The organism is Brachybacterium sp. EE-P12, assembly GCF_003711805.1.
In the GTDB taxonomy this organism is placed as follows: Bacteria; Actinomycetota; Actinomycetes; order Actinomycetales; family Dermabacteraceae; genus Brachybacterium.
Window position 1 is genome coordinate 162,267 of the sequence record NZ_QXCP01000012.1, and the last position, 12,915, is coordinate 175,181.

Sequence of the window (12,915 nt, forward strand, 5' to 3'; positions counted from 1 at the left end):
GGATGGGGTGGGAGAGGGGGAGCGCGTCATCGCGCTGTCCCGCGTCGTCGCGGGAGGTCGTGCACCGGGGGGCTCGCAGCGCTGCGTCGGCTCGGCGGTGGGTGGAGGGGCGGGTCGGGTGGCGGGGCGGGGACGCGGCCGGGCGCTGTGCCCGGTCGCGTCCCTGGAGACGGCTCAGAGGCCGGGGACGATGGACACCTTGACCGAGGCGCCGGCGGAGTCACCCACCTGGTCCAGGGCCTTCTGGACGTCGGCGAGGCCGTACTGGTGGGTGCAGATCTCGTCCATGGGCAGCACCCCGGACTCGATGATCTTGATGGCGGCGGGCCAGCAGTTCGGGCCGAGGTGGGCGCCGAGGACGTCGAGCTCCTTGTCGTCGGAGATGATCGACCAGTCGACCGTCACGTCGTCCTTGAACACCGAGTACTCGACGAAGGTGCCGAGCTTGCGCAGGAGGTTCAGGCCCTGCGAGACGGCGCTGGGGTGGCCGGTGCACTCGATGTAGACGTCGGCGCCGTAGCCGCCGGTCAGACCCCTGATCTCCTCGTAGATGTCGACCTCGGAGGGGTTCAGGGTGAGGTCCGCGCCGCACTTCTTCGCGAGCGCGAGCTTGTCGTCGTCGAAGTCGAGGGCGATGACCATCTTGGGGGTCTTGTGGGCCGCGCCGATCACGGCACCGAGACCGATCGGGCCGCAGCCGGCGATCACGACGACGTCGTCGAAGCTGAGGTTCGCGCGCTCGACGGCGTGCAGCGAGCAGGACAGCGGCTCGGAGAAGGCGGCGTGATGGGGCGGGATCTCCTTGGAGACCTTGTGGGCGCGGGCGAGCGCGGGGACGATCATGTACTCGGCCATCGCGCCGTGGTAGCTCTTGAAGCCGAACATCGCGTGCGGCGCGCACATCCAGTACCAGCCGCGCCGGCAGTACATGCACTCGCCGCAGGGCACGATCTGCTCGCAGGCGATGCGGTCGCCGATCTGGACGCCGTGGTGGGCCAGGGCCTCCTCGGAGCCCGAGACGACCTCGCCGACCAGCTCGTGGCCGGGGGTGATGCCGGGCTGGACCCAGCGGTCGCGGTTCTCGTCGCCCCAGAACTTCGCGGCGCCGTGGTAGCACTTCAGGTCGCTCGCGCACACGCCGACGGCCTCGACCCTGATGAGCAGCTCGTCCGCCGCCGGAGTGGGGACGTCGATCTCCTCGAGCCGGTAGTCCTCGGGTGCGTGCATCACGACGGCCTGCATGGTTCGCGCGATCTCTGTCATCTGACACATCTCCTTCGATACGTTCCGTCGGCCTCGAGGCCTCGACCCCGACAGGGACGAGCCGGCCACGGCCTACGGGATCGAGCGTAGACACTGCGAGAACAATCGTCAAGCACAATTGTTCGCCTTGGGGTCGACAGAAGTTCTGCGGAGGGGATCAGGTGCACAGAGGGGCCGCGCCGCGGCGGTCGATACGGGGCGGGCGGGACCGTCGGCGGTGCACACGGGGCAGCGATGCAGACAGAGCCGGCGGCCGTTCAGGCGGCGAGGATCGCCTCGGCGGTGGGGGTGTCCGTGACCAGGGTGGTGAACAGGCCGGTGCGCGCACCGGCGCGGATCGAGACCGCCTTGTCGGGGTCCGCCGCGAGCGCGATCGAGGACGGGATCGCGCGCAGCTGCTCGAGGGAGGGGCGGATGAGGCGGTCGGATCCGGGGAACGCGATCGTCTCGCCCTGCTCGTCGTAGAAGTAGAGGCACACGTCGCCGGCGGCACCCCGGAGCGAGGGGTCCTCCCGCGGGACCACCGAGGTCAGCGCCGCCCGCTCGTCGTAGGGGGAGCCGATGCCGGTGACCAGCACGCGCGCCCTCCCCCACAGCTCCGTGATCGATCGGAAGCTCGGATCGGCCTGCAGCGAGCTGAACAGGCTCGGGCTGGGCAGCGCGGGGGCGAAGATGAACTGCGGCTGCGCACCGGTGCGGTCGGAGAAGGTGCGCACGATCTCGTTGGTCTGGAAGGTCGGGTCGGGCTCCTGCTGGCCGCCGACCGTCGGCGCGACGATCACCCCGGGCAGCTCCGGAAGGCCCCGGGCCCTGCTGACCGCATGGGTGGTGGTGCCGGACGAGATCAGCAGCACCTCGCCGCGGCGCAGCGCGAGCCGGCGCAGCTCCTCCCCCAGCAGGTCCCCGAGGCCGCGATAGTCCCGCTCGCGCTGATCACCGGGGGCGATGAGGACCTTCTCGACGCCGAGCCGCTCGCGCACCTGGCCCGCGAGGTCGGCGAGGTCCACGCTGGGCAGGTCGAGCACCTCGATGCGGACCATCCCGATCCGTCGCGCCTCGGCGAGCAGCTTGCTCACCGTCGGCCGGGAGATGCCCAGCCGCTCGGCGACCTCGGCCTGGCGGAGCCCATCGGTGTAGTAGGCGGAGGCAGCATGATGCAGCAGCTGAAGATCGATCGAACTCTCGAGCACGCCGCCCCCTCCTCGCGATCAGCGTCGCGGCCCCGCCGCTCGCACATCCTCTGTTCGCCCGCCGATCCTATAGAACTCCCGCGCCCCGGGGACAGGGTTGAGAACAGTAGTTCCGAACTTTCGTCGGACGAGGGGAGCTGCAGGGGCGCCGGGCGTGCCCGGGGCCACCTGTCGAGAGCCCGGCCGGGACAGGCCGACGTGGCAGGATAGGGCAGTTGCGCGGAGCCCCGCGCTCGAGGACGAGCCCGTGACGGGAGGCGGAGCAGCAGATGGCGACAGGATCCAGCGCGGTCCTCGGCGTCGACGTCGGCACGTCGAGCACGAAGGGCGTGCTCGTCGCCCTCGACGGGACGATCCTGCGCAGCACCGTCCGCGAGCACACCGTCCAGCGCCCTGCGCCGGGGCACGTCGAGATGGACGCACGCATCTGGTGGGACGAGTTCGTGGCGATCGCCCAGGAGCTCACCGCCCCGGCAGACGTCGAGGTCACCGCCGTCGGCGTCTCCGGCATGGGGCCGTGCGTGGTGCTGACCGACGAGGCGGGCACCCCGGTGCGCCCCGCGATCCTCTACGGCGTCGACACCCGCGCCGAGCGGCAGATCACGCACCTGACCAACGTGCTGGGCCGCGAGGACATCGTCGCGCACTGCGGTGCGGGCCTGACCTCCCAGGCCGCCGGCCCGAAGATCACCTGGGTGGTGCAGAACGAGCCGGAGGTCTATGCGCGGACGCGGCGGGTCTTCATGCCCTCGTCCTATCTCGCCTTCCGCCTCACCGGCGAGTACGTGCTGGACCACATCAGCGCCAGCCAGACCAACCCCATGTACTCCCTGCGCACCCAGGACTGGCATCCGCGCTGGGCGGAGCACGTCGCCCCCGGCCTCGAGCTCCCGTCCCTGCGCTGGGCGGGCGAGGCAGCCGGCCCCCTCTCCCCCGACGTCACGCGGCTCATCCCCGGACTGCGCGCCGGGATCCCGGTGATCGCCGGGACGATCGACGCCTGGGCCGAGGCGGTCAGCGCCGGGACCACGGAGCCCGGCCAGATGATGCTGATGTACGGCACCACCACGTTCCTCGTCGCCGGGATCGCCGAGCCGATGGCCAGCCGCACCCTGTGGCCCACCTCCGGCGCACGCCCCGGCGTCTACACCCTCTCCGGCGGCATGGCGGCCTCGGGAGCGATCACCGGCTGGCTGCGCGACCTCACCGGGGAGACGGACTTCTCCGCCCTCGTCACCGAGGCCGCCGCGAGCGAACCGGGCGCGAACGGCCTGGTCATGCTCCCCTACTTCGCCGGCGAGCGCTCCCCCATCGCGGACCCGTCGGCCCGCGGCGTGATCGCCGGGCTGACCCTCTCCCACACCCGCGGGGACCTGTACCGGGCGGCCCTGGAGGCCGCCGCCTACGGGGTCCGCCACCATCTCGAGACCCTCGAGGCGGCCGGCCTGCCCGTCACCCGGGTGGTCGCCGTCGGCGGCGGGGCGCAGACGGACCTGTGGCCGCAGATCGTCTCGGACGTCACCGGGCTCGTGCAGGAGATCCCCAGCAGCACCGTCGGCGCCTCCTACGGCGGGGCGCGCCTGGCCGCGGAGCTCGCCCACGGCGCCGACACCGCGCACTGGAACCCGAGCGACCACGTGTGCACTCCCGATCCCCGGCACCGGGAGCGCTACGACGAGCTGTACCGGCTCTACCGCGAGCTCTACCCCGCCACGCGCGACATCACCCACGCGCTGGCCCGCCTGCAGCGGGGCTGAGCCGGGGGGCGCGGAGCCGGCGGGCCAAGGCTCAGCGCCACCCCGCTCAGGGCAGCTTCGGCTCGATCTCCTTGGTGTAGATGCCCTCGAGCGTCTCCTTGAGACCGTCCATCGCCTCCTGGACGTCACCCTCGGCGGTCGCGATCGCGGCGATGGCCTTGGCCATCTCCTGATCGGCGCCGGGCAGGAAGACGCGCGCGAAGTCCTGCGGCCGGGTCTGGTCCAGCTGGTCCACGGCGGTCTGGATCTGCGGGGTCTCCTCGGTCAGCTCGGTGAGGTCCGCGCTCTTGCGCACGGGCATGTACCCGGTCGCTGCGGAGAACGCCACGGTGGACTCGGGCCGGCCCATGAACTCGATCAACATCGCCCCGGCCAGCTGCTCCTCCTTCGAGATCGCGGCCGGGATGCCGAGGCCGGCACCGCCGGTGGGGCACACGGGCCCTTCCACCGAGCCGCCGGGCAGGAAGCCCACGCCCACGTCGAAGGACGAGGACTCGAGCACGCCCACGAGCGATCCCGTCGAGGCGATCGTCGCCGAACAGACCCCTGCGGCGAAGGCATCGGCCGAATCGCTCGAGGCGACCTGCGCCCAGCCGTCGGAGAACACGGAGTCCTGCACCCACTGCATCACCTCGACGGCCTCGGGGGTGTTGCAGGTGATCTCCCATTCGTCGGACCAGGCGGCGCCCTCCCCCCACAGCACGTTCTGCAGGGTCCAGCCGGCGTAGCCGGCCAGGTCGGGGTACATGTACGGGGTCTCGGCCTCGGTGAGCTCCGGCGCCCACTCCTCGAACTCCTCCCAGGTCTCCGGGGCGCGGTCGGGCAGCCCCGCAGCGGAGAAGTGGTCCTTGTTGAAGTAGAACAGCGGCGTGGAGCGGCCGTAGGGCAGCGCCCACTGCTTGTCGTCGTACTGGTAGTCCGCCACGAGCGAGTCGCGGTAGTCGGACAGGTCGATCTCCAGCTGCTCGACGAGGGTGTCGACGGGGATGATGTTGCCGTTGATGAAGTAGCGGAACCACCAGACGTCCGAGAGCACCACCACGGCGGGCAGTCCGGAGTTCGCGGCCTGCGCGGTCTGGAACTTCTGCGCGATCTCCTCGTAGTTGGAGCCGGCCGTGACCAGGTTGACCTCGACGCCGGTCTCCTCGGTGAACGCCCCCAGCAGCTCCTTCTCCACGTCCTGGGAGCCGCCGGGATGGCTGCTCCAGAAGTCGATCTTCGTGGCGGGCTCGACGCCGGAGAAGTCGAGGTCGAGGTCCTCGGCGCCGCCTCCGCCGTCCCCGCCGCCGCCGCCGACCTCGGGACCGCCGCAGGCGGCCAGGCCCAGCGCCCCGGCGCCTGCCGCGCCGAGCCCGATGAGGGAGCGGCGGCTGAGCCCGCGGGGGATGTGCAGTGAGCTGGTCATGATGGGTGTCCTTTCGGGGTGGGGGCGGACGCGGTCGCGTCAGCCGGTCACGCTGCCCTGGGTCAGGCCGGAGACGATGTGCCGCTGCAGCATCGCGAAGACGATCAGGACCGGGGCGATCACCAGCACCGTGCCGGCCATGAGGATCCCCCAGCCCGCGCCGGTGTTGCCCTCCGAGTTCGACAGGGCGGTCAGGCCCACGGGGAGGGTCATGCGGCTCGCCTCGGAGGTGATGATCAGCGGCCAGATGTAGTCGTTCCACTCGGTGACGATGGTGACCAGCGCGACGGTCGCGACGGTCGGCACGGAGATCGGCACGACCACCGAGAGCAGGGTGCGCAGGTGCCCGGCGCCGTCGATCTCGGCGGCCTCGAGGATCGCCGGCGGGATGGTGAGGAAGAACTGCCGCAGCAGGAAGGTGCCGAAGGCCGTGCCCAGGCCCGGCAGGATGATGCCCCAGTAGGTGTTCACCCCGCCCAGGCCCGCGATCAGCACGTAGTTGGGCAGGATCGAGACCTGCGGCGGCACCATCAGCGCCACCAGGATCAGCACGAAGATCACCCGTTTGAAGGGGAAGCGCACGAACACGAGGGCGTAGGCGGTGAAGATCGCCAGCAGCACCTTGATCGACGAGCCGATCGTCGTGACGATCACCGAGTTCAGGAAGAACCGCGGGATCGGCACCGAGTTCCAGGCCGCCTCGTAGTTCGACAGCGACGGCTCGGAGGGCAGCACCACCAGGTCCGTGGAGAGGATCTCCTGCGGCGCCTTGAAGGAGCTGATGATCATCCACAGCAGCGGCAGCACCATCACGAGGGTCGCGAGGATCAGCGGCAGATAGCCGCCGGCGAGGGTGGCGCCCAGGTTCGCGCGGGAGAAGGGGCCGTTCTCCCGGCGCGGCGCGGGCGCGACGGCGTTCTCGGGGGCGGGGCGGGCTGGAGCGCTCATGAGTAGTGCACCTTCCTCTCGACGAAGAGGATCTGCGCGACGGTCATGACGATGAGGATCACGAACAGCAGCACCGAGATCGTGGCGGAGTAGCCGGCGCGGGAGTAGCCGCCGAAGGCCTGCAGGTAGGACTCGAAGATCATGGTGTTCGTGCCGCGGCCCGTCGGCGTCATGATCCGCAGCAGGTCGAAGGCCTGCAGGCTGTTCAGCGTGGTGGTGATCAGCAGGAAGAAGGTGGTGGGCGAGAGCAGCGGCAGCGCGATGCTCACGAAGCGGCGCACCGCCCCTGCCCCGTCGAGCTGCGCGGCCTGCATGACGTCCTGGGACAGGGACTGCAGACCGCCGAGGTAGACGATCGCGCAGTAGCCGAGGTTCTTCCAGACGTACACGACGATCACCATGATCAGCGACATGTCCGGGTCCAGGAACCACTCGGGGCTGTCCAGGCCCACCTGCCGGAGGATCCAGCCGAGCACCCCGAAGTTCGGATCGAAGATGAACAGCCACACCAGGCCGACGCCCACTCCCGAGAGCACGTACGGCGCGAACACGGCGGAGCGGGCGAGGCCGCGCCCGGGCACGTCGATGTTCAGCGCGACGGCGATCAGCAGGCCCAGCACCATCGCCCCGCCCACCGTGAACAGCGTGAAGATCGCCGTGATGCGCAGCGACTCCAGGCCCGCGTCGGAGGTGAAGAACTCGATGTAGTTGTCCAGGCCGATGAAGGTCGCGGTGCGCGAGCCGAGGGTCCAGTCCAGCATCGAGTACTGGATGTTCAGGATCAGCGGCCGGTAGGTGAACATCGCGATGAGCACCAGGTTCGGTGCGGCGAAGGCGAGGAACACGAGGGCGTCGCGGCGGGCGCGACGACTCATGCGTCGGCGTCTGAGCACCGGCGGGGAGGACTGGCCCGGCGTTCTCCCGGGCGGCGGCGAGGCGGCGGTCCGGGGGGCGTCGGTGCCCGGGACCGTTCTCGAGGAATCGGTCATGTGGCGCTCATCGTGTCCGTGATCGTGCCGCCGGCGTCGGTGTCGGCGGTCCGCTTCACAGTATGGACGCTTCACCCACGGATCCGGGGGCGGATCGCCGAACACCGCAGCGGCACGTCGTCGGGGGCGGCCGCGTACGGTGGCGGCAGGGCTGCGTCGCATGCGGCCCGTCCGCGCGAGGATCCGGAGGTCCCCATGCACGCCGAACGCCTCACCCCGTCCCTGTGCCACCACGCCGAGGGCCCGTACTGGTCGCCGACCTGGGCCGGGCTGCGCTGGGTGGACATGCTCGCCGGCGACATGCTCCACCTCGACGTGGACGGGACCGCCCACCGGCTGACCACCCCGAGCCCGGTCGCCGCCTGCGTGCGCCCTGCCGCGGACGGCGGGGCGGTGCTCGCCCTCGAGAAGGGATTCGGCCTCGAGGACGCCGACGGGTCCATCCGCGCGCTCCCGCCGCTGTGGGAGGACGAGGTGCGCATGAACGAGGGGGCGATCGCGCCGGACGGCTCGTTCCTGTGCGGCTCGATGGCCTACGACCAGGCCCCCGGCGCGGCCGCGATGTGGCGGCTGCTCCCCGACGGCACCACGACGCGCCTGTTCGGCGACCTCACGATCTCCAACGGCCTCGCCTTCACGGCCGACGGGACGCGCGCCTACTACGTCGACACCCCGACGGGACGTGTGGACGTCTTCGACTGGTCCGACGCCGACGGGCTGCTCGACCGTCGTCCCTTCGCAGACCTCTCCGGCGAGGACGGGCACCCGGACGGGCTGTGTCTGGACGCCGAGGGTCGGGTGTGGGTGGCGATGTTCGGCGGCTCGCAGGTGCTGGGCCTGGACGAGCACGGCGCGGTCGCGGAGCGGATCGGGGTCGGGGCACGGCAGGTCACCGCCTGCACCTTCGGCGGCGAGGACCGCATGACGCTGTTCATCACCACCAGCCGGGAGAACCTCGCCGACGGGGAGGACCCGGCGGCGGGCTCGCTGTTCACCGCCCGTCCCGGCGTGGCCGGTCCCGTCGAGGAGACCCTCTTCGGCGATGCGGAGGACGTCGCGGGCCAGGCGGGCTGACCCTGCTCGGGCCACGCCGCCCGGCGCGCGACGCAGTCCACGGTGCTCAGGCCGCGGCGGGCTCCTCCGCAGAGCGGTCTCGGGCCTCGCCCGTGGCGAGGGAGTCGAGCATGTCGTCGAACTCCTCCATCGCCTTCGCGGGCGGCTGCGGGGTGATCAGGCTGAAGACCACGGCGAGGACGAGGCAGGTCGCGAAGCCGGGGATGATCTCGTAGAGGTGCTGCTCGCCGAACAGCCCGATCGTCACGTCGGGCTCGAACTGCCCCCAGACGAAGGCGACCACGGCGCCGGCGACCATGCCCACGGCGGCTCCGGCCATGGTCAGGCGACGCCAGAACAGGGACAGCAGCACGATCGGGCCGAAGGCCGAGCCGAAGCCCGCCCAGGCGAAGGCGACCAGCGCCAGCACGGAGCTGTCGGGATCCAGGGCGAGGACCACGGCGATGACGGACACGACGAGCACGCCGATCCGGCCGCCCCACAGCTTGGCGACGTCGCCGAGCTTCACGCCCACGCCGCCGACGATGTCCTCGACCAGCGCGGAGGTGGTGACGATCAGCTGCGAGGAGACCGTCGACATGATCGCGGCGAGCACCGCGGCCAGCAGGATGCCGGCGATCAGCGGGTGGAACAGGATCTGGGCGAGGTCGAGGAAGACCGACTCGCCGTTGGTGGCGTCGGTGATCTGCACGTCCTGGTTCTGCTGGAAGTAGGCCAGGCCCGCCATCGCGGTGAACACCGCCCCGCCGACGCACAGGATCATCCAGCTCATCCCCACGACGGTGCCGTACTTCGCATCGCGCGAGGAGCGCAGCGCCATGAAGCGCACGATGATGTGCGGCTGGCCGAAGTAGCCCAGGCCCCAGGCGACGGCGGAGAGGATGCCCACCCAGGTGCCCCCGGAGACCAGGGAGCCGAAGGACGGGTCGACCTCGCGCACCGAATCGAACATCGCCGCCGGACCGCCGACGACGAACATCGCGGTGATCGGCACGACCAGCAGCGAGACCAGCATGATCAGCCCCTGGACGACGTCGGTGTAGCTCGCGCCGAGGAAGCCGCCGAAGAGCGTGTACACGATCGTCACGCCGCCCACGAGCAGCATGCCGACGAGATACGGCCCGCCGAACATCGACTGGAAGAACACGCCGCCGGCGACCATGCCGGAGGAGACGTAGAAGGTGAAGAACACCAGGATGATCAGGCCCGCCGCGATCCGCAGGATGTTCGTGCGGTCGTGGAGGCGATTGCCGAAGAAGCTCGGCACGGTGATCGCGTTGCCGGCGATCTGGGTGTACTGGCGCAGCCGTGGAGCGACGAAGATCCAGTTCAGGCCGGCGCCGATGGTCAGGCCGATCGCGATCCACGCCTCGACCATGCCGCTCATGTACAGCGCGCCGGGAAGGCCCATGAGCAGCCAGCCGGACATGTCCGAGGCCCCGGCCGACAGCGCCGCGACGAAGGGATGCAGCTGCCGACCGCCGAGCATGTAGTCCTCGCCGCCCTTCGTCTTGCGGAAGGCGTACAGGCCGATGCCGATCATGGCGCCGAAGTACACGGCGAGGGCGACCAGCTTGAAGGCGAGGTCCATGGGACTCTCCGATCTCTGGTGGGGAAGGGCGGACTGGCCGGATCGACGAGCCCGCGCGCAGCCTCATCGCTCGCACGGCCGCCGGTCCGGTCGTGGACGACGCGCCACCGTACCGGTGCCCGGGAGGGCAGCTGCGGCCGAGCCTACGCCGATGTGACCCCGATCACCCCATCTCGTGTCCGGACGGTGACCTCTCGTCGGACGCGCGAACGCCCGGCACCTCGCGAGGATGCCGGGCGTTCGCGGTTCTTCCTGCGGTGATCACTGCACTTTCGTGCTGATCAGCCGAACAGCGCCTCGGTGTCGTCGTCGACCCAGTCCAGGGTGCGCTCGACGGCCTTGCGCCACAGGCGCATGTAGCGGTCGCGGGTCTCCTCGTCCATCTGGGGCTCCCAGCGCTTGTCCTCGGCCCAGTTGTCGATGACGTCCTGCTCGCCGTCCCAGTAGCCCACCGCGATGCCGGCCGCGTAGGCGGCGCCGAGCGCGGTGGTCTCGATGACCTTCGGGCGCACGACGGGCACGCCGAGGATGTCGGCCTGGAACTGCATGAGGGTCTCGTTCTTGACCATGCCGCCGTCGACCTTCAGCTCGGTCAGCTCCACTCCCTCCGAGGCCGCGTCGGCGATCGCCGCGTCGAGCACCTCGCGGGACTGGAAGGCCGTGGCCTCCAGCACCGCGCGGGCGATGTGGTTCTTGTTGTGGAAGCGGGTCATGCCGACCATCACGCCGCGGGCGTCGGAGCGCCAGTGCGGGGCGAACAGGCCCGAGAACGCCGGGACCACGAACAGCCCTCCGTTGTCGTCGACCTGCGTGGCGAGGTCCTCGATCTCCGGGGCATCCTTGATCAGGCCGAGGTTGTCGCGGATCCACTGCACGAGCGAGCCGGTCACCGCGACCGAGCCCTCGAGGGCGTAGACCTGCTTGTTCTCGCCGATCTTGTACGCCACCGTCGTGAGCAGCCCGTTCTCGCTGCGCACGAGGTCCTCACCGGTGTTGACCAGCATGAAGTTGCCGGTGCCGTAGGTGTTCTTGCCCATGCCGATCTCGAAGCAGGCCTGGCCGAAGGTCGCCGCCTGCTGGTCGCCGAGGATGCCGGCGATCGGGGTGTCGATGAGCAGGCCCTGCTTGCGCCCGTAGCCGTAGACCTCGGAGGAGGACTTGATCTGAGGCAGCATCGACATCGGCACGCCCATGTCGGCGGCGATCTCCTCGTTCCAGTCGAGGGTGTCGATGTTCATCAGCATGGTGCGCGAGGCGTTGGTGACGTCGGTGACGTGCACGCCGCCGTCGGTGCCGCCGGTCATGTTCCACACGAGCCAGGCGTCGGTGTTGCCGAAGAGCAGCTCGCCCTGCTCGGCCCGCTCCCGGGCACCCTCGACGTTCTCGAGGATCCAGGCGATCTTCGGGCCGGAGAAGTAGGTCGCCAGCGGCAGTCCCACACGCTCCTTGTACTTGTCGGCCCCCTCGTCGCCGCCGAGCCGATCGCAGATCTTCTGGGTGCGGGTGTCCTGCCAGACGATCGCGTTGTACACCGGCTCGCCGGTGTTCTTGTCCCACACCACCGCGGTCTCGCGCTGGTTGGTGATGCCGACGGCGGCGAGCTGGTGGCGGTTGATCTCGGCCTGCTGCAGGGCATCGGCGACGACGGCGCGGGTGTTGCGCCAGATCTCCAGCGGATCGTGCTCGACCCAGCCCGACTTCGGGAAGATCTGCTCGTGCTCCTGCTGGCCGGACGAGACGATCTGGCCGGCGTGGTCGAAGATGATCGCGCGGGTCGAGGTGGTGCCCTGGTCGATCGAGAGGATGTATTTCTGGTCGGTCATCGGAACTCCTTCGTGGTGATGAGCGGGGGTACGGGATCCATCGTGCCGGACGGTGCCCGCGAGCGGTCGCGGCCCGGCGGCGGGGGATCAGAAGGCCATGGAGGCGAGGCCGGCGAGGACGCCGCCGAGGATCGGGCCGAGGACGGGGACCCAGGAGTAGCCCCAGTCGTTGCCGCCCTTGTGCGGGATCGGCAGGACCGCGTGGGCGAGCCGGGGGCCGAGGTCACGGGCGGGGTTGATGGCGTAGCCGGTGGGTCCGCCGAGGGAGGCGCCGATCGAGACGACCAGCAGCGCGACGGCGAGCGGGCCGAGCCCGCTGGGGGTGTTGCCGAACATGATGATCACGAAGACCAGCACGAACGTCGCGATGATCTCGGTGACGAGGTTCCAGCCGTAGGAGCGGATCTCGGGCCCGGTGGAGAAGCTGCCGAGGATCGCGCCCGGATCGGTCTCCTGGTCGTAGTGGTTCTTGTACGCCATCCAGGCCAGGACCGCGCCGACGAAGGCGCCGATCATCTCCGCGGCCAGGTAGGCGAAGGTGTTGCCGAGGGTCACGGGGATCCCGTCGGCGTACTCGCCGCCGCTGGCCGCGAGGCCGAGGGTCACTGCGGGGTTCAGGTGGGCGCCGGTCTTGTAGGCCGTCCACACGCCGGCGAAGACCGCGAGGCCCCAGCCGACGTTGATCAGCAGCCAGCCGCCGCCGTTGCCCTTGGTCTTGCCGAGCACGACGTTGGCGACGACGCCGCCGCCGAGCAGGGTGAGCATCGCCGTGCCGGCGATCTCGTACAGGAAGATGGTTGCCATGGGGCCTCCTCGTCGAGCGGCCCCGCGACGCAGCGGGACCGGTGGCATCCAGGTGGTGGGGAGAGGGGCGG

Annotated in this window: 10 protein-coding genes; 2 read left to right on the top strand and 8 right to left on the bottom strand. The window is 70.4% G+C overall.

Going from position 1 to position 12,915, the window contains the following annotated elements:
* Positions 1 to 174: 174 nt before the first annotated feature.
* Positions 175 to 1,263 (bottom strand): alcohol dehydrogenase catalytic domain-containing protein, encoded by a 1,089-nt coding sequence (locus tag D1648_RS16655; RefSeq protein WP_122943712.1) that lies wholly within the window; start codon positions 1,261 to 1,263, stop codon positions 175 to 177.
* A 257-nt stretch (positions 1,264 to 1,520) separates the two neighbouring features.
* Entirely contained in the window at positions 1,521 to 2,453 is a 933-nt protein-coding gene (locus D1648_RS16660; protein WP_122943713.1) for a sugar-binding transcriptional regulator, read from the bottom strand.
* Positions 2,454 to 2,722: 269 nt separating this feature from the next.
* On the opposite strand from D1648_RS16660, the gene D1648_RS16665 reads away from it, so the two are divergent.
* Positions 2,723 to 4,210 carry an FGGY-family carbohydrate kinase gene (locus D1648_RS16665; RefSeq protein ID WP_122943714.1) on the top strand — a complete coding sequence of 496 codons (1,488 nt, stop codon included), beginning with the start codon at positions 2,723 to 2,725 and terminating at the stop codon, positions 4,208 to 4,210.
* Between the two features lie 46 nt (positions 4,211 to 4,256).
* Here D1648_RS16665 and D1648_RS16670 read toward each other — a convergent pair whose 3' ends face one another.
* Genes D1648_RS16670 through D1648_RS16680 form a run of 3 tightly spaced genes read right to left on the bottom strand, consistent with a single transcriptional unit; the run spans position 4,257 to position 7,552 of the window.
* Positions 4,257 to 5,615 carry an ABC transporter substrate-binding protein gene (locus D1648_RS16670; protein ID WP_122943715.1) on the bottom strand — a complete coding sequence of 453 codons (1,359 nt, stop codon included), beginning with the start codon at positions 5,613 to 5,615 and terminating at the stop codon, positions 4,257 to 4,259.
* A 39-nt stretch (positions 5,616 to 5,654) separates the two neighbouring features.
* Positions 5,655 to 6,563 carry a carbohydrate ABC transporter permease gene (locus D1648_RS16675; protein ID WP_122943716.1) on the bottom strand — a complete coding sequence of 303 codons (909 nt, stop codon included), beginning with the start codon at positions 6,561 to 6,563 and terminating at the stop codon, positions 5,655 to 5,657.
* Positions 6,560 to 7,552 (bottom strand): carbohydrate ABC transporter permease, encoded by a 993-nt coding sequence (locus tag D1648_RS16680; RefSeq protein ID WP_122943717.1) that lies wholly within the window; start codon positions 7,550 to 7,552, stop codon positions 6,560 to 6,562. Before D1648_RS16680 ends, D1648_RS16675 begins: the two co-directional genes overlap by 4 nt.
* Before the next feature lie 195 nt (positions 7,553 to 7,747).
* Here D1648_RS16680 and D1648_RS16685 point away from each other — a divergent pair, with 195 nt between their 5' ends.
* Entirely contained in the window at positions 7,748 to 8,626 is an 879-nt protein-coding gene (locus D1648_RS16685; protein WP_122943718.1) for an SMP-30/gluconolactonase/LRE family protein, read from the top strand.
* A 46-nt stretch (positions 8,627 to 8,672) separates the two neighbouring features.
* On the opposite strand, the gene putP is transcribed toward D1648_RS16685, so the two are convergent.
* From putP to D1648_RS16700, 3 genes are all read right to left on the bottom strand, one after another.
* On the bottom strand, positions 8,673 to 10,217 hold the full coding sequence (gene putP, locus D1648_RS16690) for a sodium/proline symporter PutP (protein ID WP_122943719.1): 1,545 nt from the start codon (positions 10,215 to 10,217) through the stop codon (positions 8,673 to 8,675).
* Positions 10,218 to 10,498: 281 nt separating this feature from the next.
* Positions 10,499 to 12,040 (bottom strand): glycerol kinase GlpK, encoded by a 1,542-nt coding sequence (gene glpK, locus D1648_RS16695; RefSeq protein WP_122943720.1) that lies wholly within the window; start codon positions 12,038 to 12,040, stop codon positions 10,499 to 10,501.
* A gap of 87 nt (positions 12,041 to 12,127) precedes the next feature.
* Positions 12,128 to 12,844, bottom strand: a complete 717-nt coding sequence (locus D1648_RS16700) for an MIP/aquaporin family protein (RefSeq protein ID WP_122943721.1) — start codon at positions 12,842 to 12,844, stop codon at positions 12,128 to 12,130.
* Between the last annotated feature and the right edge of the window lie 71 nt (positions 12,845 to 12,915).

Bases quoted from the DNA above. Each gene is read 5' to 3' on its own strand.
- D1648_RS16675 (WP_122943716.1), bottom strand. From the start codon at position 6,563: ATGAGCGCTCCAGCCCGCCCCGCCCCCGAGAACGCCGTCGCGCCCGCG.
- glpK (WP_122943720.1), bottom strand. From the start codon at position 12,040: ATGACCGACCAGAAATACATCCTCTCGATCGACCAGGGCACCACCTCG.
- D1648_RS16685 (WP_122943718.1), top strand. From the start codon at position 7,748: ATGCACGCCGAACGCCTCACCCCGTCCCTGTGCCACCACGCCGAGGGC.
- D1648_RS16680 (WP_122943717.1), bottom strand. From the start codon at position 7,552: ATGACCGATTCCTCGAGAACGGTCCCGGGCACCGACGCCCCCCGGACC.
- D1648_RS16700 (WP_122943721.1), bottom strand. From the start codon at position 12,844: ATGGCAACCATCTTCCTGTACGAGATCGCCGGCACGGCGATGCTCACC.
- D1648_RS16655 (WP_122943712.1), bottom strand. From the start codon at position 1,263: ATGACAGAGATCGCGCGAACCATGCAGGCCGTCGTGATGCACGCACCC.
- D1648_RS16670 (WP_122943715.1), bottom strand. From the start codon at position 5,615: ATGACCAGCTCACTGCACATCCCCCGCGGGCTCAGCCGCCGCTCCCTC.
- D1648_RS16665 (WP_122943714.1), top strand. From the start codon at position 2,723: ATGGCGACAGGATCCAGCGCGGTCCTCGGCGTCGACGTCGGCACGTCG.
- putP (WP_122943719.1), bottom strand. From the start codon at position 10,217: ATGGACCTCGCCTTCAAGCTGGTCGCCCTCGCCGTGTACTTCGGCGCC.